The organism is Paracraurococcus lichenis, from assembly GCF_030657435.1.
GTDB classification, from domain to species: domain Bacteria; phylum Pseudomonadota; class Alphaproteobacteria; order Acetobacterales; family Acetobacteraceae; genus Paracraurococcus; species Paracraurococcus lichenis.
The window spans coordinates 167,758-192,667 of record NZ_JAUTWS010000008.1; the positions used below are offsets into that span (position 1 = coordinate 167,758).

Annotated in this window: 22 protein-coding genes; 7 read left to right on the forward strand and 15 right to left on the reverse strand. The window is 72.3% G+C overall.

What is annotated here, in order from left to right:
• Window position 1: 1 nt before the first annotated feature.
• The 10 genes from Q7A36_RS10785 to Q7A36_RS10830 form a co-directional block, all read right to left on the reverse strand.
• Window positions 2–1,060 (reverse strand): ABC transporter ATP-binding protein, encoded by a 1,059-nt coding sequence (locus tag Q7A36_RS10785; RefSeq protein WP_305103688.1) that lies wholly within the window; start codon window positions 1,058–1,060, stop codon window positions 2–4.
• Entirely contained in the window at window positions 1,060–2,139 is a 1,080-nt protein-coding gene (locus Q7A36_RS10790) for an ABC transporter ATP-binding protein (RefSeq protein ID WP_305103689.1), read from the reverse strand. The genes Q7A36_RS10785 and Q7A36_RS10790 overlap by 1 nt, the downstream gene beginning before the upstream one ends.
• Complete coding sequence (gene glpD, locus Q7A36_RS10795; RefSeq protein WP_305103690.1) at window positions 2,136–3,662, reverse strand: glycerol-3-phosphate dehydrogenase; 1,527 nt, start codon at window positions 3,660–3,662, stop codon at window positions 2,136–2,138. The genes Q7A36_RS10790 and glpD overlap by 4 nt, the downstream gene beginning before the upstream one ends.
• Window positions 3,663–3,744: 82 nt before the next feature.
• The gene (locus Q7A36_RS10800) at window positions 3,745–4,575 is read right to left on the reverse strand and encodes a DeoR/GlpR family DNA-binding transcription regulator (protein WP_305103691.1); all 831 of its coding nucleotides are present in this window, start codon (window positions 4,573–4,575) and stop codon (window positions 3,745–3,747) included.
• A gap of 17 nt (window positions 4,576–4,592) precedes the next feature.
• Entirely contained in the window at window positions 4,593–5,723 is a 1,131-nt protein-coding gene (locus Q7A36_RS10805; protein ID WP_305103692.1) for a serine hydrolase domain-containing protein, read from the reverse strand.
• A 136-nt stretch (window positions 5,724–5,859) separates the two neighbouring features.
• Entirely contained in the window at window positions 5,860–6,876 is a 1,017-nt protein-coding gene (locus tag Q7A36_RS10810) for an LLM class flavin-dependent oxidoreductase (RefSeq protein ID WP_305103693.1), read from the reverse strand.
• A 52-nt stretch (window positions 6,877–6,928) separates the two neighbouring features.
• Entirely contained in the window at window positions 6,929–7,909 is a 981-nt protein-coding gene (locus Q7A36_RS10815; protein ID WP_305103694.1) for a Bug family tripartite tricarboxylate transporter substrate binding protein, read from the reverse strand.
• Between the two features lies 1 nt (window position 7,910).
• Window positions 7,911–8,414: a DUF934 domain-containing protein gene (locus tag Q7A36_RS10820; RefSeq protein WP_305103695.1), complete on the reverse strand. Its 504-nt coding sequence runs from the start codon at window positions 8,412–8,414 to the stop codon at window positions 7,911–7,913.
• On the reverse strand, window positions 8,401–10,113 hold the full coding sequence (locus Q7A36_RS10825; protein ID WP_305103696.1) for a nitrite/sulfite reductase: 1,713 nt from the start codon (window positions 10,111–10,113) through the stop codon (window positions 8,401–8,403). Before Q7A36_RS10825 ends, Q7A36_RS10820 begins: the two co-directional genes overlap by 14 nt.
• Before the next feature lie 15 nt (window positions 10,114–10,128).
• Window positions 10,129–10,455 carry a DUF2849 domain-containing protein gene (locus Q7A36_RS10830; RefSeq protein WP_305103697.1) on the reverse strand — a complete coding sequence of 109 codons (327 nt, stop codon included), beginning with the start codon at window positions 10,453–10,455 and terminating at the stop codon, window positions 10,129–10,131.
• Window positions 10,456–10,998: 543 nt separating this feature from the next.
• On the opposite strand from Q7A36_RS10830, the gene Q7A36_RS10835 reads away from it, so the two are divergent.
• Window positions 10,999–12,261: a CarD family transcriptional regulator gene (locus Q7A36_RS10835; protein ID WP_305103698.1), complete on the forward strand. Its 1,263-nt coding sequence runs from the start codon at window positions 10,999–11,001 to the stop codon at window positions 12,259–12,261.
• A 77-nt stretch (window positions 12,262–12,338) separates the two neighbouring features.
• Entirely contained in the window at window positions 12,339–13,295 is a 957-nt protein-coding gene (locus tag Q7A36_RS10840; protein ID WP_305103699.1) for a D-2-hydroxyacid dehydrogenase, read from the forward strand.
• 57 nt (window positions 13,296–13,352) lie between these two features.
• Here the strand turns inward: Q7A36_RS10840 and Q7A36_RS10845 are convergent, their stop codons facing one another.
• From Q7A36_RS10845 to Q7A36_RS10855, 3 genes are all read right to left on the reverse strand, one after another.
• Window positions 13,353–15,014 (reverse strand): thiamine pyrophosphate-binding protein, encoded by a 1,662-nt coding sequence (locus Q7A36_RS10845; protein ID WP_305103700.1) that lies wholly within the window; start codon window positions 15,012–15,014, stop codon window positions 13,353–13,355.
• A gap of 1 nt (window position 15,015) precedes the next feature.
• The gene (locus tag Q7A36_RS10850; RefSeq protein ID WP_305103701.1) at window positions 15,016–15,636 is read right to left on the reverse strand and encodes an SRPBCC family protein; all 621 of its coding nucleotides are present in this window, start codon (window positions 15,634–15,636) and stop codon (window positions 15,016–15,018) included.
• A gap of 276 nt (window positions 15,637–15,912) precedes the next feature.
• Window positions 15,913–18,243: a xanthine dehydrogenase family protein molybdopterin-binding subunit gene (locus Q7A36_RS10855; protein WP_305103702.1), complete on the reverse strand. Its 2,331-nt coding sequence runs from the start codon at window positions 18,241–18,243 to the stop codon at window positions 15,913–15,915.
• A gap of 226 nt (window positions 18,244–18,469) precedes the next feature.
• Here Q7A36_RS10855 and Q7A36_RS10860 point away from each other — a divergent pair, with 226 nt between their 5' ends.
• Window positions 18,470–19,222 (forward strand): 2-keto-4-pentenoate hydratase, encoded by a 753-nt coding sequence (locus tag Q7A36_RS10860; protein ID WP_305103703.1) that lies wholly within the window; start codon window positions 18,470–18,472, stop codon window positions 19,220–19,222.
• Window positions 19,215–20,399 (forward strand): MFS transporter, encoded by a 1,185-nt coding sequence (locus Q7A36_RS10865; protein WP_305103704.1) that lies wholly within the window; start codon window positions 19,215–19,217, stop codon window positions 20,397–20,399. The genes Q7A36_RS10860 and Q7A36_RS10865 overlap by 8 nt, the downstream gene beginning before the upstream one ends.
• Here the strand turns inward: Q7A36_RS10865 and Q7A36_RS10870 are convergent, their stop codons facing one another.
• Complete coding sequence (locus Q7A36_RS10870; RefSeq protein WP_305103705.1) at window positions 20,400–20,714, reverse strand: hypothetical protein; 315 nt, start codon at window positions 20,712–20,714, stop codon at window positions 20,400–20,402.
• A 202-nt stretch (window positions 20,715–20,916) separates the two neighbouring features.
• On the opposite strand from Q7A36_RS10870, the gene Q7A36_RS10875 reads away from it, so the two are divergent.
• Complete coding sequence (locus Q7A36_RS10875) at window positions 20,917–21,552, forward strand: glutathione S-transferase C-terminal domain-containing protein (protein ID WP_305103706.1); 636 nt, start codon at window positions 20,917–20,919, stop codon at window positions 21,550–21,552.
• A gap of 62 nt (window positions 21,553–21,614) precedes the next feature.
• On the opposite strand, the gene Q7A36_RS10880 is transcribed toward Q7A36_RS10875, so the two are convergent.
• Complete coding sequence (locus Q7A36_RS10880) at window positions 21,615–22,670, reverse strand: SDR family oxidoreductase (protein ID WP_305103707.1); 1,056 nt, start codon at window positions 22,668–22,670, stop codon at window positions 21,615–21,617.
• Window positions 22,671–22,807: 137 nt separating this feature from the next.
• On the opposite strand from Q7A36_RS10880, the gene Q7A36_RS10885 reads away from it, so the two are divergent.
• The gene (locus Q7A36_RS10885) at window positions 22,808–23,353 is read left to right on the forward strand and encodes a DUF4142 domain-containing protein (protein WP_305103708.1); all 546 of its coding nucleotides are present in this window, start codon (window positions 22,808–22,810) and stop codon (window positions 23,351–23,353) included.
• Window positions 23,354–23,681: 328 nt separating this feature from the next.
• Entirely contained in the window at window positions 23,682–24,893 is a 1,212-nt protein-coding gene (locus Q7A36_RS10890; protein ID WP_305103709.1) for a nitrate/nitrite transporter, read from the forward strand.
• Window positions 24,894–24,910 lie beyond the last annotated feature (17 nt).

A 24,910-nucleotide genomic window follows, 5' to 3' on the forward strand; every position in this document is an offset into this window, starting at 1 on the left:
ATCAGGCCTCCCCTTCGGCCAGGCGGCCATCGGCATAGATGTGCAGCCGCGCGGGATCGAGGGCGAGGCGCGGCTCGGGCGGCACGCCCATCCCCTCCGGCAGGGTCGCGGCGAAGGGCCGGCCGCCCAGCTCGAGGCGGGCGATGCGGCGGCGGCCGAGATCCTCGATGCGCTGCAGCGCGACCGGCAGGCCGTCCCGCGCCAGCGTGGCGAATTCCGGCCGGATGCCGAGTTCGATCCGCCCCGTCAGCGCCGGATAGGCGCGCGGCAGGGCGATGCGGTGGCCGCCCTCCAGCACCGCCTCCCGCCCCGCGACCGCGCAGGGCAGCAGGTTCATCCCCGGCGAGCCGATGAAATGGCCGACGAAGGTATGGGCCGGGCGGTCGAACAGCGCCTCCGGCGTGCCGACCTGCACCACCTCGCCCTCGCTCATGACAACGACCCGGTCGGCGAAGGTCAGCGCCTCGGTCTGGTCGTGCGTGACATAGATCATCGTCACCGGCACCTGCCGGTGCAGTTCCTTCAGCCGCGAGCGCAGCTCCCACTTCAGGTGCGGGTCGATGACCGTCAGCGGCTCGTCGAAGAGGATGGCGGCGACGTCGTCCCGCACCAGCCCGCGCCCGAGCGAGATCTTCTGCTTCTCGTCGGCGCCGAGGTTGCGCGCGCGCCGGTCGAGGTCGCGCGCGAGGCCGAGCAGGCCCGCCACATGCTCCACCCGCGCATTGGCCGCCCTGGCCGCGATGCCGCGGTTGCGGAGCGGGAAGGCCAGGTTCTCCCGCACGGTCATGGTGTCGTAGACCACGGGGAACTGGAAGACCTGCGCGACATTGCGCCGCTCCGGCGGCAGCGCCGTGACATCCGCGCCGTCGAACAGGACGCGCCCCTCGCTCGGCCGCAGCAGGCCGGAGACGATGTTCAGCAGCGTGGTCTTGCCGCAGCCGGAAGGGCCGAGCAGCGCATAGGCGCCGGCATCCTCCCAGACCATGTCCATGGGCTTCAGCGCATACTGGCCGCTGCCGGGATAGCCATGCGCCAGGCGCTCGAACGCGATGCGGGCCATCAGGCGGCCTCCGCCAGGGCGGCGACGGCGGCGAGCCTGCCATCCGCGCCGAAGACCAGGCAGCGCTGCGGGTCGAGCCAGACGGTCGCCGCCTCATGCGGCTCCGGCCGCCGCACACCGGGCGCCAGCACGACCCAGTTCAGGCCGCCGACATCGAGGTGGACGTAGCTCTCCGACCCCGTCACCTCGGACACCCGCACCTCGGCCGGCAATGCAACGGCGCCCGGCAGCGGCTCCAGCGACAATTGGTGGGCGCGGATGCCGATGGTGCAGGGCCCTTCGGCCAGGCCGCCGACGGGCAGCGGCAGCACGGCGCCGGTCGAGAGCACCAGCCGCCCGCCCTCCAGCCGCGCCGGCGCCTCGTTCAGCGGCGGGTCGGAGAAGACCCGCGCGGTGGCGAGGTCGGCGGGGCGGCGGAAGACCTCCCCGGCCATGCCGAATTGCGTCACCCGTCCCTCCGACAGCGTGGCGACACGGCCGCCGAGCAGCAGCGCTTCGGCCGGCTCGGTCGTCGCATAGACGAAGACGCTGCCGCTCTCGGCGAAGAGCTTTGGCAGTTCCTCCCGCAATTCCTCGCGCAGCTTGTAGTCGAGATTGGCCAGCGGCTCGTCCATCAGCACCAGGGCGGCGCGCTTGACCAGGGCGCGGGCGATCGCCGTGCGCTGCTGCTGCCCGCCGGAGAGTTCGAGCGGCCTGCGCTGCAGATAGGGCGTCAGGCGCAGCAGGGTCGCGGCATCCTGCACCCGCTGCGCGATCTCCGCCTTCGGCAGCCGCGCCACGCGCAGCGGCGCCGCGATATTCTCGAAGACGGTGAAGGAGGGGTAGTTGATGAACTGCTGGTAGACCATGGCGACGCTGCGCTTGCGCACCGCGAGGCCGGTCACGTCCCGCCCTTCGGCAACCAGGCGTCCCTCGCTCGGCCGGTCGAGGCCGGCGAGCAGCCGCAGCAGCGTGGTCTTGCCCGCGCCGGTCGGGCCGAGCAGCACGTTGGGCAGTCCGGGCTCCAGCGCCATCGTCACGGGGTGCAGCACCGGCTGCCCGCCGGCGGAAAGGCCGATGCCCTCGAGCGCGACGGTCATTCCGCCGCCCTCCGCGCCGGCGCCGCCATATAAGCCGCGAGCGCCGCCTGCCCCTCCGCGCCGATGCGCAGGCCGAGCTTGCTGCGGCGCCAGAGGATATCGGCCGGCGCGCGGGCCCATTCCTCGCGCATCTGCCAGTCCACCTCGCGCGCCGTCAGTCCGGCGCCGAAATCGCGGCCGAGATCGTCCCGGGTGCGCGCATCGCCCAGCATCGCGCGGGCGCGGGTGCCGTATTGCCGCACCAGCCGCCGGGCCTGCGCCGGGTCGAGGAAGGGGTAGCGCGCGCGCAGATCCGCCGCGAGCGCCGGCGCCCCGTCCCAGGGGAAGTCGCCGCCCGGCAGCGCGGCGCGCGCCGTCCAGGCTGCGCCCAGCCCCGGGAAATGCGGCGCGAGCTTCGCCATCGCGGCCTCGGCCAGCCGCCGATAGGTCGTGATCTTGCCGCCGAAGACCGAGAGCAACGGCGCCTCCCCGTTCGTTGCGTCCAAGGTCAGGACGTAGTCCCGCGTCGCTTCCTGGGCGCGGCTGGCGCCATCATCGTACAGGGGGCGCACGCCCGCATAGCTCCAGACGACATCGGCGCGCGTGACGGGCCTGCGGAAATAGTCGCTGATGGCGCGGCAGAGGTAGTCGGTCTCGGCTTCGGAGATGGCGGCCGAGGCCGGGTCGCCCTGGAATTCCTCGTCCGTGGTGCCGATGAGGGTGAAGTCCTCCTCATAGGGGATCGCGAAGCAGATCCGCCCATCGGCATTCTGGAAGATGTAGCAGCGGTCATGGCCGTAGAGCCGGCGGGTGACGATGTGGCTGCCCTTGACCAGCCGCACCCTGGCCGGCGTGTTCTGGCCGGCGACGCCGCCCAGCACCTCGGCCGCCCAGGGGCCGGCGGCATTGACCAGGGCGCGCGCCGCGACCTCGGTCACCGCGCCCGTCTCCTCGTCCCGCAGCGTGGCGTGCCACAGCCCATCGGCGCGCCGGGCGGAGATGCAGCGGGTGCGCACCAGCACCGTCGCGCCGCGGTCGGCCGCGTCGCGCGCGTTCAGCACGACCAGGCGCGCATCCTCGACCCAGCAGTCCGAATATTCGAAGCCGCGGCGGTAGTCCGGCTTCAGCGGCTCCCCCGCCGCGTCGCGCGTCAGGTCCAGCGCCCGCGTCGGCGGCAGGATGCGGCGGCCGCCGAGATGGTCGTAGAGGAAGAGGCCGAGGCGCAGCAGCGGCCAGGGGCGCAGCCCGGCATGGTGCGGCAGCACGAAGCGCAGCGGCCAGACGATGTGCGGCGCCGCGCGCAGCAGCACCTCGCGCTCGATCAGCGCCTCCCGCACCAGGCGGAACTCATAGTGCTCGAGGTAGCGCAGGCCGCCATGGATCAGCTTGGTGGAGGCGGAGGAGGTGGCGCCGGCGAGGTCGCCCTTCTCCACCAGCGTCACGGAAAGCCCCCGGCCGGCCGCGTCGCGCGCGATGCCGCAGCCGTTCACCCCGCCGCCGATGACGAGGAGATCCTGGACCCCATTGCTGTGCGTTGCCGACACCTGGCCTTCCCCGGACGCGTCGGGGAGTCTTGCCGAAGTCAAAACGCAAGGGCAAGCGAAAATTTCGCGCCCTAACCGCGCGTCATCCGGTTTCGGTTTCCAGGGCGTCGCTTTCGTATGGCTCGCCGGGGTCCCCCGGCCCGGCCAGGTCCAGCCGGGTCCCGCCGAGCCGGCAGGCCTCCGCGAAGCGCTCGGGCGGGGGCCGGTCCATCACCACGGCATGCAGTTGCGAGACATGACCGATCCGCACCGGGGCGGAGCGCTCGAACTTCCCGGCATCGGCGACCAGGATGCCATGGCGCGCATTGGCCAGGATGGCGCGCGCCACCCGCACCTCCCGGTAGTCGAAGTCGAGCAGGCTGCCATCCTCGTCGAGCGCCGAGGCGCCGATGACGGCGAAATCCAGCTTGAACTGGGAGACGAGGTCGACCGTCGCCTCGCCGACGATGCCGCCATCGGCGCGCCGCACCGGCCCGCCGGCCACCACCACCTCCACCCCCGGGCTCGGCAGCAGGATGGAGACGACATGGATGTTGTTGGTCACCACCAGCAGGTTGCGGTGGTTCGCCAGCGCCCGCGCCACCTCCTCGGTCGTCGTGCCGATATTGATGAAGAGCGACGAGCCGTCCGGGATCAGCGCGGCGCAGCGCCCGGCGATCCGCCGCTTCTCCTCATGCGCGAGTGCCCGGCGCGCGGCATAGGCCAAGTTCTCGATGCCCGAGGCCAGCATCGCCCCGCCATGCTGCCGCGCCAGCAGCCGTCGGTCGCAGAGCGTGTTCAGGTCCTTGCGGATGGTCTGCGGGCTGACGGCGAAGCGGGCGGCGAGGTCCTCCACCCCGACCCGGCCGTCCCGACGCGCCAGGGCCAGGATGGCCTGCTGCCGGTCCGACAGCGCCTCGAGGGGAAGGCTCATCGCCGCACCGCACGCTCTCAGGCAGGGAGGATGGCAGCGTGCGCCAGGTTGCTCAGCACGTCCATCCGCTGGTTGTGGAAGAGCTCCGTCTGCCTTGCGTTCGAGAAGAAGGCGAAGCTCACGCCGCTGGCCGGGTCCGCCCAGCAATAGGAGCTGCCGACGCCGCCATGGCCGAAGGTCCGCGGATGCCCGATGCTGCCGAGGCCGCGCGCCACCGGATGCTCGCCGCGCGAATGCGGGCCGATGCCGCGGCACATGGGCAGGCCCATGTATTCGTCGATGCGGTCGCCGGTGAAGTTGCGGGTGACGAACTCGATCATGCGGGGCGAGAGGACGCGCACGCCGCCCAGCACGCCGCCCTGGGCCAGCATCTGGTAGAAGGCCGCCATGCCGCGCGCCGTGCCATAGCCGCCGCCGCCCGGGATGCCGGCGGCATGGTGCGCCGCGGTATTCTCCGCCGCGCGCGGCGGGAAGGCGCCGTCCACCGGCGGGTCGTGGATATCGGCGGCGCGGGCAAGCTGCGCCTCCGGCAGGCCGACGAAGACCTCATCCTGCAGGCCGAGCGGTTCCAGCACCCGGGCCTTGATGAACGCCCGGAAATCCTGGCCGGTGATGGCCTCGATCAGCACCGCGGCCGTCCAGTGCGCCGCGGCCGGGTGGTACTGGACCTTGCTGCCCGGCGTCCATTCCAGCGTGAAGTCCGACACCGTCTTCCGCAGCAGCGCATGGTCCGCCCAGCAGGCCTCCGGCACCTGCGCCGAGGGGAAGCCGCCCTGGTGCGTCAGCAATTGCAGCACGGTGATGCCGCCCTTGCCGTTGGCGGCGAATTCCGGGACGTGCTGCGCGATGGGATCGGAGAAGCGGAGCAGCCCGTCCTCCACCAGCATCCAGACCGCGGCGGCGGTCACCACCTTGGTGTTGGAGTACATCAGGAAGAGCGTCCGGGCATCCGTCGCGACGTCCGGCGAGACACGCGCCCGGCCGAAGCTGCGGAACAGGGCCAGCTTGCCGTGCCGCGCGACGGCGACCTGCGCGCCGGGATGTTGCCCCTCGGCGATGTGCCGCTCGATGGTGGCGCAGAGCCGCTCCAGCGGCCGCGGGTCGAGGCCGAGGGACTCCGGATTGGATTCGGGCAGCGGGACGCTCATCGGGTCATTCTCCATTTGGCCGGCCGATTCAGACCTTCGCGGCATGCGCCGCTGCGGGCATCGGACGGCGGTTGTTTGGCCGGCCGATTCAGACCTCCGCGGCATGCACCGCTGCGGTCATCGGACGGCGGTTGTCTCAGGCCGCCGCGCGGTGTTCCTCGGCCAGCGCGGGCATGATCTCGCGCGCGAAGAGGCTCGCGGAGCGCAGCATCTCCTCGGGCGTCAGGTCGCCGAAGGCGAAGCGGCCGACCACGTAGTTCACGCCGGTTTCGCGCACCTGCCGCCGCAGCGCGTCGCGCACCTCGGCCGGGGTGCCGGCGAAGGCGAGGCCCGCCGCCTCCGCCTCGGCGAAGTCCTCGCTCATCCGGACATTGATCGGCTGCGCCCCGTGCCGGCGCCAGAGCCTGAGGAAGCTCTCGGCATGCACCCGCCAGGCGCGCTGCGCCGCGGCCCGCGCCTCCTCCCGCGTCCCGGCGATGACCATGGCGCGGGAGAGGCCGATGCAGGGCAGGGGCTCCGGCCGCGTCCATTCCGCGCGATAGCGCGCGACGATCTCGGCGATGCGGCCGGTCGGGCCGTTGCAGACCGTGCCGGCGGCAGCCCTGGCGGCGCGCGCCGCATGCTCGACGGTCGCGGCAGGCATCCAGAGCGGCGGGTGCGGCTGCTGCTTCGGGCGGAGGACGATCGGGACCTTGCGGCACTGCCAGAAGCGGCCCTCGAAGGTGACCTCCTCCTCGGTCAGCGCCTTGAGCAGCAGCGCGAGGCCCTCGGCCAGCATGGCCGGGCTCTCCTCCGCCGCCACGCCGTGATAGCCGAGCTCATAGGGGGAGACGCCGCGGCCGATACCGAGCTCGAACCGCCCGCCGCTCATCTGGTCGAGCAGGCAGACCTCCTCGGCGATCTGCAGCGGGTGGCGCAGCGGCAGGATATAGACCAGCGGCCCGAAGCGGATGCGCTTGGTACGCTGCGCGAGGGCGCCGAGCCAGGCGCCGGTCGCCGGCGTCGCGGAGAGCGGCGTCGCGTGGTGCTCGCTGACGTGGTAGCGGTCGAAACCGGCCTGGTCGTAGAACTCCGCCAGCCGCAGCCGCGCCTCGTAATGCGCCGTCAGGTCCAGCGCGCCGCGGTCGTTCTGGTCGAAGATGCCGAACTGCATGCCGGTCTCCCCCTGTTCTTGCAGGGGAGCCTAGCAGGCAGGCCGGGCAAAGCTAGTCCGGCTGGATCCGTGCCTGGCGGACGACTGTCGCCCAGCGCTCGGCATCGGCCTGGATCAGCCGGCCCAGCGCCTCGGGCGGCGCCTCCACCGGCTCGAGGCCGAGGGCGGCGATGCGCTCCAGCACCTCCGGCTTCCGCAGCACCTGCATCAGCGCGGCATTGACCCGCGCCAGGATCGCCGGATCGGTCCCGGCCGGCGCGACGATGCCGTGCCAGCCCACCGCCTCGCCGCCCGGCATGCCGGCCTCGGCGAGGGTCGGGACCTCCGGCAGGGCCTGGGTGCGCTGCGCCGAGGAGACGAAGATGCCGCGCAGCCGGCCGACGCGCACATGGTCGGCCACCGCGCCGATATTGATCATCACGCCCTGCAGGCTGCCCCCCAGCAGGTCGTTCACCGCCAGCGCCCCGCCCTTGTAGGGGACATGGGTCCAGCGGATCTCGGCCGCGGCCTGCAACTGCTCGCCCAGCAGATGCGCGAGGCTGCCATTGCCCGGCGTGCCGACCGCGACCGTGCCGCGGCGCGCCAGGGCGACGAAGTCCTCGAGCGTCCGGGCCGGGCTGTCCGCCCGCACCACCAGGATCTGCGGCACGCGGACGCCCTGCGCCACCGGCGCGAAGCCGGTGACGTCGAAGCCGAGCTTCGGGAAGAGCGTCCGGTTGATGGACAGGCTGTCCGAGCCCGCGAGCAGCGTGTAGCCGTCCGGCTTCTGTCGCGAGACGTGCTCGTAGCCGATATTGCTGCCGGCGCCCGGCATGTTCTCGACCAGCACGTTCTGGCCGAGCGCATCCGTCAGGTGCCGGGCGAAGAGGCGCGCGACGATGTCCTGGCTGCCGCCCGGCGCGACCGGGACGACATAGCGGATGGAGCGCTCGCGCGGCCAGGCCTCGCCCCCATGGGCGTTTCCTTGGGCGAGCGCGGGGCGGGCCAGCGCGGTGGCGCCGGCCAGCGCCAGCAGGGAACGGCGGGCGAGCATCTCAGGCGGCCTTCAGGCGACGGCGCCGCAGGCCGAGCGGCAAGCCCTCGTCCTGCGCCGGCTGGTAGGCGATGTCGACCACCGCGCCGAAGCGCCGCCAAGCCTCGAGATCGGCGCCCTCGGGCAATGCCACCGTCGTCACGCCGCAGCGGCGCAGCATGCGGGCATGGTCGGGCAGCAGGTGGCCGGCGGCGCGGATCTCGCCGGTGAAGCCGAAATGCTCCCGCAGCGCCCGCGCCTGGGTGAAGGCGCGGCCATCCTTCGACTTCGGCAGCGCCACCTGCACCAGGGAGAGGCGCGGCAGCAGGTCGGCGATCTCCTCAGGCTGCGTGGCGGGATCGAGCAGCAGGCCGAGCGGCGCATTGCGGCCGGCGTGCGCCTCCGCCTCCTGCCGCAGCCGGGCCGGGCTCAGGATCGCCGGCGCCTCCGGCAGGGGCGCGTCGTCGGCGACGAGCACCCAGTCATCGGCCAGCACACGGTCATGGGCGATCTCAAGCAGCGGCATAGAGCGCCTCCTTGAACGGCGCGAGGCCGATGCGGCGATAGGTGTCGACGAAGCGCTCGCCCTGGCTGCGATGCGCGAGATAGGTGCGGAGGATGGTCTCCACCGCATCCGTCACCTTGTCGTAGGGGAAGCCGGGCCCGACCAGCTCGCCGAGCGCGGCGTCGTTGGTGGCGCTGCCGCCGAGGGTGATCTGGTAGCTCTCCGCGCCGCGCTTATCGACGCCGAGGATGCCGATATGCCCGACATGGTGATGGCCGCAAGCATTGATGCAGCCGGAGATGTTGATGAAGCACTCGCCGATGTCGTGTTGCCGGTCGAGATCGGCGAAGCGCTCCGAGATCATCTGCGCGACGGGGATGCTGCGCGCCGTGGCGAGCGAGCAGAAATCCATCCCCGGGCAGGCGATGATGTCGCTGATCAGCCCGATATTCGGCGTGGCCAGCCCGACGTCCCGCAGCCCCTGCCAGACCGCGAGGAGGTCCTCCTGCCGCACATGCGGAAGCACCAGGTTCTGCACATGGCTGACCCGGATCTCGCCGAAGGCATGCGCCTCGGCGAGGGCCGCGACCGCCTCCATCTGCTCGGCGCTGCAATCGCCCGGGATGCCGCCGATCGGCTTGAGGGAGATGGTGACCGAGGCATAGCCCGGCGCCTTGTGGGCGCGCACGCTCTGCTTCGCCCAGGCGGCGAAGTCGGGGTTCCCCGCCAGCGCCTGCGCATAGGCAGGCGGGTTGTCGGCCAGCGGCGCGAAGGGCGGCGGGGCGAAATGCGCCGCGATCTGCTCGACGATCTCCGGATCCAGCCGGTACTTCCGCTTGGGCAGGCGGGCGAATTCGCGCTCCACCCGCTCGCGGTAGTCCTCGCCCAGGTCGCGCACCAGGATCTTGATGCGGGCCTTGTGGATGTTCTCCCGCTGGCCCAGCGCGTTGTAGACGCGAATCACCGCCTCGAGATAGGCGAGGAGCTCCTCCTCCGGCACCCAGTCGCGCAGCTTCGTCGCCAGGATCGGGGTGCGGCCGAGGCCGCCGCCGACCCAGACCTCGAAGCCGATCGCGCCCTCCGCGTTGCGCTTCGCCTGCAGGCCGACATCGTGGATCTGGATCGCCGCGCGGTCATGCGACGCGCCGGTGATGGCGACCTTGAACTTGCGCGGCAGCCAGGTGAACTCGGGATGCAGCGTCGACCACTGCCGGATGATCTCGGCATAGATGCGCGGGTCCACCACCTCGTCCGGCGCGGCGCCGGCATATTCGTCGATGGTGGTGTTGCGGATGCAGTTGCCGCTGGTCTGGATGGAGTGCATGTCGACATCCGCGAGCGCGCGCATGATGTCGGGCACGTCCTTCAACGCGATCCAGTTGAACTGGATGTTCGTGCGGGTGGTGAAATGGCCATAGCCGCGGTCCCAGCGGCGGGCGATCATCGCGAGTTGCCGGAGCTGCGTCGCGTTCAGCACGCCATAGGGGATGCAGATGCGGTGCATATAGGCGTGCAACTGCAGGTAGAGGCCGTTCATCAGCCGCAGCGGCTTGAACTCGTCCTCCGTCAGCTCGCCGCGCAGCCGGCGCTCGACCTGGCCGCTGAACTCGGCGATGCGCTCCTGCAGGAATTCGCGGTCCACCTCGTCATAGCGGTAGGTGCGCGCATCCGGCGGATAGACCGGGGCGGGCAGGGCGATGGGTTCGACAAGGGCGTTCATGCGGCGGTCTCCCGGTCAGGAGGCGAGCAGGTATTCGGCGGGTTCGGCGTTCACGCTCGGCCCCTCGGCGCGCAGCCGCTCGCGGAACTTGATCGGCACCGCGACGCCGTCGTGGATCGCGACCTCGGCACCGTAGACGCCGACGACCACCTGGTCCCGCTCCCCCTGCTGGGCCTGGGCGAGGCCGGCGGCGGCTTCGGCCGGCGGGAAGACCCGGGCTTCGGCGACCGTCTCGGCCCAACCGCCATCCGCGGCCAGCCAGACGACGCGGCCGTCCAGCAGGCGATTGGCCGTGAAGACCATGGGCGCGGTGGCGGGCTTCGCCTTCGCCGGGGAGCTCATCGTCGGGGATTTCCTTGCGGGCGGACGGTGGACGGGCAGCCGCCGTCGTGTTGCTATTGTATTTAACGGCGCGATACAGGGCAATCAAGGCTATCCACGCGCCAGATGCGGTGCGGGTTTCGCATGGCTGGCGGCGAATCCGCGCACGACGGAGCGCGGACGGCAGCCGGGCGGCGCCGGTGGAACGTCTTGCATTTCACGCAAGGGTTCCGCTAAAATCCGATACGGGCTGGGCGCGGCTCCCGCATGGCGAACCGCCGTGAGTGCAAATTCGGGCGAACACCGGATTTGCCGGCCCCGCCATATCCCGCGCTGCGCGGCGGGATAATGACACTCGGCCGAATGAATGCTATGGTTTCAGCACTGTGGCGAAGCCGGCCTGCCTTCGTGTTCGGCCCGGCGCAACCATTTGCGGAACTTCGGCATGCACAGCGAACCCGGCCGGCCCTGTTTCGATGGGATGTCTGGCCGAATGCGGGCAGGATGCCTCGGGATCCGATGCCGGCATCGCTGGGGCCTGCTGCAGGAGAAGAGTCGTCCGGAATGAAGGCAACCGCCAAGGCGAAGGGTTCGGGCACGCGCTCCACCACGGCGAAACCAGCCGGGAAGGACGCGCGCGCGGCCGCCAAGCCGAAGCAGGTGGCGGAGGTCCGCCGGACCGCGCCCGCCAAGCCGGCGAAGACGCCGGCTGCCAAGACCACCGCGGCGAAGCCGGCGGCCAAGGCTGCGCCGCTGAAGGCGAAGGCCGCCCCGCCCCTTCCCAAGGCGCCTGCGGTGAAGGCGCAGCCCGCACCCGTGCCGGCCAAGGCGCCGCCCGCCTCCAAGGCAGCGCCTGCGCCGGTGTCCAAGTCGCCGATGTCCAAGGCGCCGCTGGCCGCGAAAGCCGCCCCCATTCCGGCAGCGAAGGCCCTCGCCGCGAAGGTCGCCCCCGCGCCGGCCGCCACCGGCACCACGGCGAAGGCCGCCGTCCCGCCGCGCCCGCCTGCCGCGGCGCCGGGCACCCCGCCCGCGCCCAAGGTGGTTCCACCCCGGCCGGCCGCCGCCGGCCGCGTCGCCGAGGCCGGGCGTGCCGCCTCGCCGCCCGACACCGCGCCGCCCCGGGCCGCCGTTCCGCCTGTCGTCACGCCCTCTGCCGCCGCGCCCTCTGCCGCCACGCCGGCACCAGCGCCCGCCCCCATTGCCCCGCCCAGGCCCGCAGGCCTGGCGGAGCAGCAGGCGGCCGCGCCGATCCCCGCCTCCGCGCCGCCCGTCAGCCTTCCCGGCGAGACGGCGCGACGCGAAGGTCCTCCATCACCCCCTCCGAGACAGCCTGCAAAGCCAGTGGAATTCAAGGCCGGCGACCATGTCGTCTACCCGACCCATGGGGTCGGGACCGTCCAGGGCATCGAGACGATGTCCGCCGCGGGTATCTCCCTCCAGGTGATCGTCGTGACCTTCGACGAGAACCGGATGACCTTGCGCGTCCCCGTCAACAAGGCTGCCTCCTCCGGCCTCCGCAAGCTCGCCTCCGACGAGGCGATGAAGGAGGCGTTGGACACGCTGAAGGGCAAGGCGCGCATCAAACGCACCATGTGGTCCCGCCGCGCGCAGGAATACGAGGCGAAGATCAACTCCGGCGATCCGATCCAGATCGCCGAGGTGGTCCGTGACCTGCACCGCAATGCCGGCCAGCCGGACCAGAGCTTCTCCGAGCGGCAGATCTACGAGCAGGCGATGGATCGCCTCGCCGCGGAACTCGCCGCCATCGACCGCACCGACAAGACCGCGGCGACCGAGAAGCTGCTGCAGCACCTGAAGGCGGCCTGACCGCGCGTCGCGGGCGGGCCCCCAATGACGGGGGCCCGGACCGGGGATAGGCTTCTTGCGAACGGAGGACCGTCCGCATGCCGAACCCGACCCGCCTGCTGCTCTGGCACGACAATCCCGGCCCCTATCTCGCGGCGATCGAGGCCGCGGGCCTCGCCGCGCGCCTGCAGGTGGAGGCGCTGCCGCGCCAGCAGAGCCCGAGCCCCGGGCAGATGGCGGAGACCGAGGCGCTGCTGGGCTGGGGCGTGCCGGCCGGGCTGCTGCCGCGCATGCCGAAGCTCCGCTGGGCGCAGTCGCTCACCGCGGGCGTCGAGGGCTGGCTGGCCCTGCCCGACCTGCCGCCGGACCTGATCCTGACCTGCGCCCGCGGCACGCATGGCGAGTCGATGCCGGAGAACATCCTCGGCGCCATCTTCCACGTCACCAAACCCTATGCCGCCATCGCCGAGGCGCAGAAGGACAGCCGCTGGACCCGCCGCGTGGCGGTGCCGCTGAGCGGCAAGTGCCTCGGCATCCTCGGCCTCGGCGCCATCGGGCAGGAGGTGGCGCGGCTGGCCGGCGCGCTGCGGATGGAGGTGATCGGCACCCGCCGCAACCCGGCGCCGCTGCCTGATGTGGAGGTGCTGCCGCCCGAGCGCACGGACGAGGTGCTGGCACGGGCGGATTTCCTGCTGCTGCTCCTGCCCGCGACGGCGGAGACCGAGGATTTTATCGATGCCGGGCGCCTGGCCCGGATGAAGCCCGGCGCCTGGCTGCTGAATTTCGGCCGCGGCAATGCCATCCGGGACGCGGACCTGATCGCGGCCGTCCGCGCCAAGCGCATCGCCGGGGCGGTGCTGGACGTCTTCCGGGAGGAGCCGCTGCCGGCCTCCCATCCCTTCTGGACGACCGAGGGCATCCTGGTCGTCCCGCATATGGGCGGGATGCACCCGCAGCGCGACACGGTCGTCGCGCGGCTCTTCGTGGACAACCTCGCCCGCTTCCTCGACGGCCGGCCGCTGCGGCAAGTGGTCGATCGCGCGGCCGGGTATTGATATTGATTGTAGAGCGGATTCACGCTCCCGGACGCTCGCGTCCGTCCGCGATCCGCTCTAGGCCTCGCCGTAATGCACCCGGCGATAGGGCCGGGAGACCACGGTGTCGTCGGTATGGATGTCCCAGAGCGACGCGCCGTTCGAGGCCTGGTGCTGCGCGAACATCCCCGCCATGGCGCCGAGGCCGGTGACGGTGCCGCCCCGCACGCCGAAGCCGGTGGCGGCGCCCGCGAGGTCGCCGCGGCCATGGATGACCAGCGAGGGGTCGAGGCCGCCGGCGCGGAATTTGTGGATCTCCGCGCCGTAGCCGCCATCGTTGATGATGGCCATCAGCAGGCGGTGGCCCTCCCGGCGAATCGTCTCGAGCTCCTGCACATGCATCAGCAGGCTGCCGTCGCCCTCGATCAGCAGCACCTTGCCATCGCGGCGCGCGGCGGCGACGCCGATGGCGGCGGGCAGGCCGTTGCCGATGGCGCCGAAGTCGCAGACCACGTTGATCCGCTCCGGCGCGCGGCCGCGCAGATGCGTCATGGCGATGCCGAGATAGTGGCCGCCGCCGATCACCACGTCCCAGTCCTTCGGCACGATGGCGTCGAGTTCCAGCATCGCCTGGCGCGGATCGACGGTGCCGGGGGCGATGGCGAATTCCTTGCGGTCCGGCCGGTCCTCGGCGATCTGCGCCGCCAGCGCGGCATTGCGCCAGCCGGGCTTCGTGATGCCGCGCTTCGCCAGCGCCTCGGCGATGGCCTCCGCGCCGCCGAAGGCATCGGCGCGGATGTGCAGGTCGGCGGTGCGCAGGCCCTGCCAGAGCCCGCGCGGGTTGATGTCGATCTGCACCGTCTGCGCGTTCGGGTAGAGATAGCCGCTCTCGGTCGTATAGGCGCCGAGGCCCACGCCGATGCCGATGACGAGGTCCGCCCCGGCGAAGAGTTCGCGCGAGAAGTCCGAGGCGAAGGCGCCGGCGATGTCGAGGGTCCAGGGGCTGCCCTCGAACAGGCCCTTCGCCTGCAGCGAGGTCGCCAGCAGCGCGCCGCAGCGCTCCGCCATGGCCTCGATCGGCGCGCGGGCCTTGGCCAGGCGGGCGCCGCGGCCGGCGATGACGATCGGCTTCTCCGCCGCCTCGATCATCGCGACCAGCCGGTCCACCATGGCCGGATCCGGCAGGCTGCGCTGCGGCATCGGCATGTAGTCGGAGGAGGGGATGTAGTCCGCCAGATAGGGATAGGCCTGCTTCTGCAGGTCCATCGGCACGGAGAGCACCACCGGCCTCCGCTCGAGCGCCGCGGTGTGGAAGGCCTCCCGGACATTGTCGAGGGCGCGGTCCAGCGACTTCACGGCGATGTAGTGCGCGCCGCAGGCCTGGGCGAGCGGCGCCATGTCGATCTGCTGGACGTAGTAGGAGGCCAGCATCGGCGAGTCGCCGGCGAAGACGACCAGCGGCACGGAGGCGCGCGCGGCAATCGCCAGCGCCGTCATGATCTGGGTGAAGCCCGGGCCGCAGGTGGTGGACGCGACGCCGACCTTGCCGGTCGCCCGCGCATAGCCATCCGCCATCGCCACCGCGCAATGCTCGTGCCGCGCATTCACCACGGTGATGCCGGGCTGCCGGGCCATCGCCTCGGTCCAGTACATGTTGGCGTCACCCATCAGGGTGAAGAGCACCTCGCAGCCCTCGGCCGCGAAGGCCTGGGCGAGGACGTCCTGCAGCTTGGTGGCCATGTCATGCTTTCCCTTGGACGAAGAGGCTGCGCAGCCAGGAGAGGAAGGCGCGCCACATCAGCCCGAAGCCGCCGAGTTCGGCGGGCGGCACGGCGGGCGGCGGCGGGGCGGGCGGCGTCGAGGGCGCGGCCGCAGGGGCTGCCTCGACGGCGGGCTCGGGCGCCGCGGCCGGCGCGCGCTCCGCCACCAGCTTCGCCATGTTGGCGGCGAACTCCGCCAGCAGGGCGCGCGCCACATGCACGCCGCCGGCATTGGCGAAGGTCTCGAGCGGCCCGGTCACGGTGAAGCTGCCCGCCACGTCCAGCAGCGTCGCCTCGCCCTCGGCGCTCGCCCGCACCTGGCCGGAGGCGAGGGCGCGGGAGGCGCCGCGGCCGTCGATCCCGCGCCCCTCGATCGCGCAGGCATGGGCGGCATGGTCGAAGTCCAGCGTCGCCTCGCCCTTGAAGACCGCGATGGTCGGCCCGAAGCGCACCTTCACCGAACCGCGCCAGAGCCCGTCCCCCTGGTCGGGGGCGAGCGTCGCGCCGGGGATGCAGCCCGCCACCGTCGCGGGGTCGCTCAGCAGCGGCCACACCACGGCGAGCGGCGCCGCGATGCGGGTCTGTTCGGCAATCTCGGGCATCCCTCTCCGCCTGGTCGTTCTGCTTGCCCGGCAGCCTGCGCAACCCCGCCCGGTTGCGCAAGCCGGCCCGGCCCGGGCGGGGTTGCCCGCCGGACCTGGACGGCCCCCACGCGATGGGGTGCTGCGGCCATCGGGCTGCCTTGCCTGTCGGGCGGACCGGTCCAAGGCACCGCCCTGGACGGCCTCCACCTCGCGGCGTTGCCGCATCGGGCCGCCTTCTCTCAGGCGGGCCTTTTCGGACCTCCGCGCCCTGCGATGCTGCGGCCGTCGTCCGCCTCAGCCGTGCAGCGCCGCCCAGACCCGTGGCGGCATCAGCGGCATCTGCAGCCCCGCTGCCGCCTGCGGCCGGCCGGCCCGCGTCAGGGCATCCGCCACCGCATTCACCACCGCCGGCGTCGCGCCGATGGTGCCGAGCTCGCCGACCCCCTTCACGCCCAGCGGGTTGGTGCGGCAGGGAATGGTCTGGTCCAGGGTGGTGACATAGCCCCAGGCCAGGTCGGCGCGCGGCATGGCGTAGTCCATGAAGCTGGCGCTCAGCGGCTGGCCCGTCTCCGGGTCATAGACCACCTGCTCGTAGAGCGCCTGGCCGATGCCCTGCAGCGCGCCGCCGACGATCTGCCCCTCCACGATCAGCGGGTTCACCACCCGCCCGGCATCATTGGCCGAGGTATAGGAGACCACCTCCACCTCGCCCGTGTCGGGGTCGATCTCCACCTCGCAGATATGCGTCCCGTTCGGCCAGGTGGGGCCGGAGACGCTGCTGGTGCTGTCGATGAAGATGCGCTGGTCCGGCTGCTTCGCCGCCAGCTCGAACAGCCCGATGCCGCGGTCGGTGCCGGCGACCTGGAGGCGGCCCTCGCGGTATTCGAGATCGACAGCCGCGACCTCCAGCGCATCCGCCGCCAGGTCCTTGGCGGTGTTCACCGTCTTGTCGGCTGCGACCTTGACCGCCGAGCCTGCGGTGAAGAGCGAGCGGGAGCCGGCACTCCCGAAGCCGCTGCCGCGGTCGCTGTCGCCGAACACCACGCGGATGCGCTCGAGCGGCACGCCGAAGACATCCACCGCGAGCTGCGCGTAGCTGGTCGCGATGCCCTGACCCATGGCCTGGGTGGTGGCATAGATCTCGATCTCGCCGTCACCCTTGACCGCGACGGTCACCCGCTCCTCGAAGACATTGCCGCCGGTCCATTCGAGGAAGCTGGCGATGCCGCGCCCGCGCAGCCTGCCGCGCGCCTTGGACTGCGCGGCCCGCGCCGCGAAACCGTCCCAGTCCGCGAGCTTCAGCCCCTCGTCCAGCACCTGCGCGAAGCTGCCGCTGTCATAGGTCTGGCCCATGGCATTGGTATAGGGCATCTGCGAGGGCGCGATCATGTTGCGCCGGCGCAGCTCCGCCGGGTCGAGGTCCATCTTCCGCGCCGCGGCGTCCATCAGCCGCTCGATCAGGTAGATCGCCTCCGGCCGTCCGGCGCCGCGATAGGGGCCGGTCGGCGCGGTATTGGTCATGACGGCGGTGAATTCGAAGTCGATGGTGGTGATGTCGTAGATGCTGGTGGAGACCCAGGGGCCGATGAGGAGCTGGATGGCGACGCCCGGGTTGCGCGGATAGGCGCCCATATTGGCCAGGGTACGTACGCGGAAGGCCAGCACCTTGCCATCGGCGTCCAGCGCCAGCTCCGCCTTGCTCTCCGTGTCGCGGCCATGCAGGGCGGAGAGGAAATCGTCCAGCCGCGTCGCCGCCCATTTCACGGGACGGCCGACCTGCTTGGCGGCGAAGGCGACCACCGCATCCTCGGGGTAGAGGCCGGTCTTCATCCCGAAGCCGCCGCCGACATCGCCGACCAGCACCCGCACCTTCTCGGCCGGGATGCCCAGCACCTCGGTCGCGATGGAATCGCGCGCGGAGGAGGGCATCTGGCTGCTCATCCGCACGGTGATGCGGTCGCCTGCCGCGTCGTATTCCGCCAGCACCACCCGCGGCTCCATGGAGGCGGGGACGAGGCGCTGGTTCACCAGGTCCAGCGAGACGACATGCGCCGCCCTCTCGAACCCGGACTGCGCCGCCGCGGCATCGCCGTAGCGGGTCTGCGCCACGACATTGTCCGGCGCGCCGTCCCAGACCCGCGGGGCGCCCGGCGCCGCGGCGGCCTGCAGCGCGGTGACCGCGGGCAGGTCCTCGTAGTCCACCAGGACGGCCTCGGCGCCGTCGCGGGCGGCGGCCGCGCTCTCGGCGATGATGGCGGCCACCGGTTCGCCGACGAAGCGGACATGGCCCTCGGCCAGCACCGGCCGCGGCGGCGCGGTCAGGGGCGCGCCGTCCGGCCGCTTGAAGGGCAGGCTGACCAGCATGGGCTTGGCGCCGGCCTTGGCCAGGTCCGCCGCGGTGATCACCGCCAGCACGCCCGGCACGGCCAGTGCCGGCGCGGTGTCGATGGCGGCGATGCGCGCATGCGCCTGCGGGGAGCGGAGGAAATAGAGATGCGTCTGCCCCGCCGGGGCGACATCGTCGGTGAACATCCCGGCCCCGCTCAGCAGCGCGCGATCCTCGACCCGCCGCACCGCCTGGCCGCTGCCGAACCGGCCGGCGCCGGCCTCCATGCCATCTGCCACGATCACACCCCTCCCGGACGAAGGGCGCGAGCCTAAGCAGACTTTCGCGGTTTGGGCCACACGTCGCGCCGCCCGACGCCTCGGGCCGGAAGCCCGCCGAGGAGGCCCGGCGGCGCAAATCCCGGGGGGGCTTGCCGGCGCCGGCAAGCCGGGCCGGGGGCAGGGGGCTTCATCCCGCCGGCATCCCCGGCCATGCTGCGCGCCCGAGGGGAAGGAATGCCAGCCCATGACCGATACCACGCAGCAGGCCGCCGACATCCTAATGGCGGTCCGCCAGGGCGGCCCGCGCGTCGCCGGCCTCGGCGCCGCCGCGCCGCGGGACGAAGCCACGGCCTTCGCCATCCAGCGGGAGGTGCTGCGGCGCCGCGGCGCCCGCGCCGGCGGCTGGAAATGCGCCGCGCCCCCGGGCAAGCCGACCTCGGCCGCCATGCTCGATGCCGCCGGCATCCGCCCCGGCCCCGCCACCTGGCCCGTGCCGCCGGGGGAGAAGATCGGCATCGAGACGGAGATCGCCTTCCGCCTCGGCCGCGACCTGCCCGGCCGCGGCACGCCCTATACGCTGGACGAGATCAAGGACGCCATCGCCGCCTGCTTCCCGGCCATCGAGATGGTCGCCAGCCGCTACATCGACCCGTCCGGGGTCTCGCCGCTGGAGGCCATGGCCGACAGCATCGCCCATGCCGGGCTGGTCATCGGCGCCGAGGTGCCGGGCTGGCGCGACATGGACCTGAAGTCCCTCACGGTGCGCCAGACCTGCGGCGGCGCGGTGCAGGTGGAGAAGGTGGGCGGCAATCCCTCCGGCGATCCCTTCACGCCGCTGCTCTGGCTGGCGAACCACCTGCCGGGCCTCGGCATGACGCTGGAAGCCGGGCAGGTCGTGACGACGGGAAGCTGCACCGGCCTGCTCTGGGTGGATGGCGGCCAGCGCGTGACCGGCGGCTTCGCCGGCCTCGGCGAGGTGGTGGTCGACCTTGCCTGAGGCTGCCTTCGGCCGCACCGGGCTGGGCCTCGCCGCGGTCACCGTGCTCAACCTGCCGCTCGGCACGGTCTATGCCTTCAGCGTCTTCATCCGGCCGCTGGAGGCGGAACTCGGCCTCTCCCGCGCCGCGCTCTCCTTCGTCTTCGGCCTGACGCTGGTCGGCTTCACCGCGGGGATGAACCTGGCGCCGCTGCTCTATCGCGCGGCCTCGGCGGCGGTGCTGACGGCGGGCTGCGCGGCCTTCGCCGCGTTCGGCATGGCGCTGGCGGCGTCGGCCACGGGGCTCGTGCAGCTTGCGCTCGGCTATGGCGTGCTGTTCGGGCTCGGCGGCGGCGCGGCCTATGTGGTGCTGCTGCAGGGCATGAACCTGATGCTGGGCGGCGCGCGGCGCGGCCTCGCCAACGGCTTCATCGTCAGCCTCTACCCCATGGGCGCCATGATCGGCGCGCCGCTCTTCGGCTGGGCGCTGGGCGGATTCGGCCTGCGCGCCACGCTGGGCGGGCTGGCGGCGGCGCTGCTCGGGGCCGGGCTGCTCGCCGCCCTCCTGGCACGCCTCGCCGGCATGCGGCTGGAGCCGCCGGCGGGCGCCGCCGCGCCGCAGGCGCCGGGACAGCGCTCGGTCTTCTGGCGCATCTGGCTGGTCTTCTTCCTCGCCGCCGCGGCGGGGCTGACGGTGCTGGGCCAGGCGGCCGGCATGGTGGAGGCCTATGGCGGCAGCACGGCGCTCGCCCTCTCCGCGACCACGGCGATCACCGGCTTCGTCGCCGGGGCGCGCATCGTCGGCGGCTGGCTGGCGGACCGCATCCCGGCGCCGCGCGTCCTGGCCTTCGCGCATCTGCTGGCGCTGGGCGGCGGGGTGGTGCTGCTGGCCTTCCCCGCGGCGGGGCCTGCGGTCGTCTCGCTGGCCATGATCGGCATGGGCTATGGGCTGGTCAGCGGCAGCACCGCGGCGGCGATCGGCATCTACTGGGGCGCCGCGGCCTATGGCCGCATGGCCGGCCGGCTCTATGCCGCCTGGTGCGTGGCGGCGGTCACGCTGCCGGTGCTGGCCGGGCGGCTCTTCGACCTGACGGGCGGCTATGCCGGCACGCTGGCGATAGCGGCGACGGGCAACCTGCTGGCCGCCGCCATCGCCGCCAGCCTGCCGCGGCGCCAGCCCGTGCCGGCCCCCGCCTGATCAAGGGAGCTGGCCGGCGAGTTCCAGCACCTCCCGCGTCCGGGTGACGCGGGTGTCCCAGACGCGGTCGAACTCCTCGACCAGCGCCCGCATCCCGGACGAGGCCAGCACCGCCTCGGCCCGCGCCGCATCGGCGAATTCGTAGAAGGCGAAATGGATCGAGGGGTCGAGGCGGCTCCAGCAGCGCCAGGCGCGGAGGGCGCCCAGGGCCTCGCGCGCGTCGCGGAGGTGCTCGGTCTCGTACCAACGGTCGAAGCGGGGGCGGTCGGCCGGCTCCGCCACGACGGCGCGCACCATCAGCCAGGCTGTGGGCATGGTCCTTGTCCCTTCGACGTTTCTCCCGACGCGATTCTCCGCCCGGCGAGGCGCCAGGGCAAGCGGCGTTCCGCCTCCCCGCGCCCGACGAGCGGTTGCGGGATGCGCATCCCGGATCCGCCGCGCGCCCGCGGCGGGATGGCCCGGCTTGACCCCATGGTGGGTGGCGCCCAGGCTCGCTGCGGACCAGGGAGGGACGCCCATGCTCAGGCTGATCAGCGCCACCCCCAGCCCCTATGCGCGCAAGGTGCGCATCGCGCTGGCGGAGAAGGCGATCCCCTTCGAACTGGTGACGGAGGTGCCCTGGGACAGCACCACGCGGACGCCGCAGCACAACCCGCTGGAGAAGCTGCCGGTCCTGATCTTCGAGGACGGCAGCAGCGTCTATGAGAGCCGCTACATCCTCGAGGTCATCGAGGCGCGGTGGCCGGTGCCGCCCCTGGTCCCCGCCGAGACCTGGGAGAGGCTGGCCGCCCGCAAGGTCGAGGTGATCGCCGATGGCGTTTGCGACGCCTGCGTGCTGCTGTTCTGGGAACGCCATCGCGCGCCGGAGCAGCAGAGCGCCGAGTGGATCGCGCGGCAGCGCCGCAAGGTGGATGGCGGGCTGCGCGCCCTCGCGGAGATCGCCGGCGGGCGCGAATGGGTGGTGGGCGAGCGATTCGGCCTCGCCGATATCTGCACCGGGACGGTGCTGCGCTACCTCGACGTCCGCTTCCCCGAGCATCCCTGGCGCAGCCAGTACCCGAACCTGGTCGCGCTCTCCGCAAGGCTGGAAGCACGCCCCTCCTTCGCCGCCTCGGTCCCGGTGCCGCAGGTGATCACCGACAAGGTGGTCTGAAGGAAGGGGGGTCTCGAAGGGGGGCTTCGCCCCCTTCGCGGGGCCCGGGGCGGAGCCCCGGTCTACCGCGGCGGCAATACGCGCGCTGCCCGGTACCCCTCGATCTGCCGCCCGAACATCTCCCATGAATCCACGAACCCCGTGAACCCGGCCTTGCGCGCCGCGGTCATGGAGAACAGCACGTCGTAGTCCATCCCGAGGAAGAAGTCGGCGAAGTCCCAGCTCGCCACCTGCTCGAGCGGCAGGGCGAGGTCGTGGCGGCGGCGGATGGCGTCCCAGACCGGGCCCTTGTCCGCCATCCAGCGCGGCATCGACATCGGCCGCGGCACGCCGCAGGGCAGGCCGAATTGCTGGGCGAGGAAGGGCCAGAGGTCGCACCAGCGGAAGCTGTCGCCATTGGAAAGGTTGAAGGCGCGGTTGGCGGCGCGCGGCTCGGTCAGCATCCAGAGCACGCCCTCCGCCAGCAGCGACGCATCGGTCAGTTCGTGCAGCGCGGTCCAGGCGCCGGGCCGGCCGGGGAAGTCGAAGGGCGCGCCGAGTTCGCGGCAGATCGCGGCGTAGGCGCCGAGGGTCGAGACCATGTTGCGGGCGCGGCCGGGCGCGACGTCCAGCACGAAGCCGGGGCGGCTCGCGCTCCAGGACCAAGATTTTCCGCGCTGCCGCGCGGCGACCAGATCCTGCTGGTCGTAATAGAAGTTGGGTGGCAGGTGGCGCGGGTCGTCCTCCCGCGCCGGGGTGCGGAAGGGGCCGATATGCAGCCCGTACCACTTGCCGCCATGGATCATGTGGATATGGGCGAAGCGCGGCAGGCCGGCCTCCGCCGCGTCCAGCAGGTTGCGCAGCATGGCGAGGTTGGCCGGCACGTCCTCCACCCCGCCCTCGCCGAAGGGCGCGCGGGAGGCATAGACGATGTGCGTGATGTCGGGCCGCGCGGCGAGCGCCTGGGCGAGGCCCGCCGGGTCCGTCAGGTCGGCCTGGACCCAGTCCCCGGCGCCGGCCGGCACGCGGCGCGAGAGGCCGAGGAGGTTGAACCCGCCCTCCGCCCGGGCGCGTTCCGCGACGCGCGTGGCGGCGGCGCCGGTGGCGCCGACCACCAGCAGGCTGCGGGCATTGCTCATGTGGTTTCCCCCCTCGCTCGGGCCGGGATGCTCGCAGCGGCACGCGGCGGGCGTCAACCGAACGGCTGCCGCTCTGGAACGTTGCCGTTCGGGGCCGCGCCGGCGGCCTCTCGAGCATGACGAGACGGAGAGAGACGATGCACAAGGCATCCTGGGCCGGGGCGCTCGCGCTGGCCTTCCTGGCGGGCTGCGCGGAGACGCAGCAGGCCGCGGACACCACGGTCGCCGCCGCCAAGGCGCAGGTGAACCCGACGCTGTCCACCAGCGACGCGACCTTCATGACGACCGCGACGCGCGGCGGCCTGGCCGAGGTGCGGCTGGGCCAGCTTGCCCAGCGCAATGGCCGGTCGGAGCCGGTGAAGCGCTTCGCCGCGAAGATGATGACGGACCACGGCACGGCGAACCAGGGTATGGCGGCGCTCGCCCAGCAGAAGCAGATCACGCCGCCGGACAGCATCGGCGCGGAGCACCAGGAGGTCTACGACAGCCTGGCGAAGCTGCGCGGCCGTGCCTTCGACCGCGCCTATGCCAAGGCCATGGTGCAGGACCACCAGGAGGACCTGCGGATCTACCAGGAGGAGGCGCAGAACGGCACCGATCCGGACGTGAAGGCCTTCGCGGCGCGGCAGGTGCCGGTGCTGCAGGAGCATCTGCGCATGGCGCAGCGGCTGCCGCAGCGCTGAGCCGCACCGGGGGCGGCGCGGGTGGTCCTAGAGACGCCTGCGCCGTAATCCGGCAAAATGATCAAAGTATAATCGGCATTAGCCTAACTTGCGGGCAATCGTGGCCTGCGTCAGGTGTCTGCCAACGAAAACGGCATTGACCGCATAATCAGCACTCGGGTAACCATCGACCAGCCGCGGGGAGCGCAGAGCCGCTCCCGATACCCGGCCGGTGGTTCCCCAAAGGCGGGGCGCCGCCGCCATGGGACGGACCTGCCCCGTCCCGGACGAGACCTGCGGGCCAAAGGCGGCCCGCGCGCGGACGATCCGGTCCGCGGAGCTTCCCACCGTGAACAAGGGCTTCCTGAAGGCGGGCCACCTCCCGACCCTGATCGCCGCCTTCCTCTATTTCGACGTCTCCTTCATGGTCTGGGTGCTGCTCGGCCCGCTCGCCGTGCAGATCGCGGCCGACCTCCACCTCTCCCCCGCGCAGAAGGGCCTGATGGTCGCGGTGCCGGTGCTGGCCGGCGCGCTGCTCCGCGTGGTGAACGGCGTGCTGGTGGACCGCATCGGCCCGAAGCTGACGGGCGCCATCGGCCAGGCGATCGTCATCCTCGGCCTGCTCGCCGCCTGGTGGTTCGGCGTCTCCAGCTTCGCGCAGGTGCTGCTGGTGGGCATTGCGCTCGGCGTCGCCGGCGCGGCCTTCGCGGTCGCCCTGCCGTTGGCCTCCCGCTGGTATCCGCCGGAGCACCAGGGCACCGCGCTCGGCATCGCCGGCGCCGGCAACTCCGGCACCGTCTTCGCCGCGCTCTTCGCCCCGGGCCTCGCCGCCGCGCTGGGCTGGAACAGCGTGCTCGGCCTCGCCGCCCTGCCGCTCGCCGCCGTCTTCGTCGTCTACCTCGTCCTGGCCAAGGATGCGCCGAACAGCCCCGCCGCCAAGTCGCTGGCCGAATATGCCGCCGTGCTGCGCAACCCGGACGCCTGGTGGTTCATGTTCTTCTACAGCGTGACCTTCGGCGGCTTCGTCGGCCTGACGGCGTCGCTCACCATCTACTTCAACGACGTCTACGGCCTGAGCCCGGTCATCGCCGGCTACTTCACCGCCGCCTGCGTCTTCGCGGGATCCCTCGTCCGCCCGATCGGCGGCGCGGTCGCCGACCGCATCGGCGGCGTCCGCTCGCTCTCCGTCATGTACGCCGTCGCCGCCATCGCCCTCGGCATCGTCTCGCTCGGCCTGCCGAATGCCTGGATCGCGCTCGCCGTCTTCGTCCCGGCGATGCTCGCGCTCGGCATGGGCAATGGCGCCGTCTTCCAGCTCGTCCCGCAGCGCTTCCGCGGCGAGATCGGCGTGATGACCGGCCTGGTCGGCATGACCGGCGGCATCGGCGGCTTCTACCTCGCCTCCTCGCTCGGCCTCTCCAAGCAGTACACGGCCAGCTACCAGGCCGGCTTCCTGGTCTTCGCCGCGCTCGCGGCCCTCGCGCTCGTCGGCCTCACCGGCGTGAAGCGCCGCTGGCGGACGACCTGGGGCGCCGCCGCCGTCACCACCGCCCGCATCTGACGCAGAAGGAACATCCG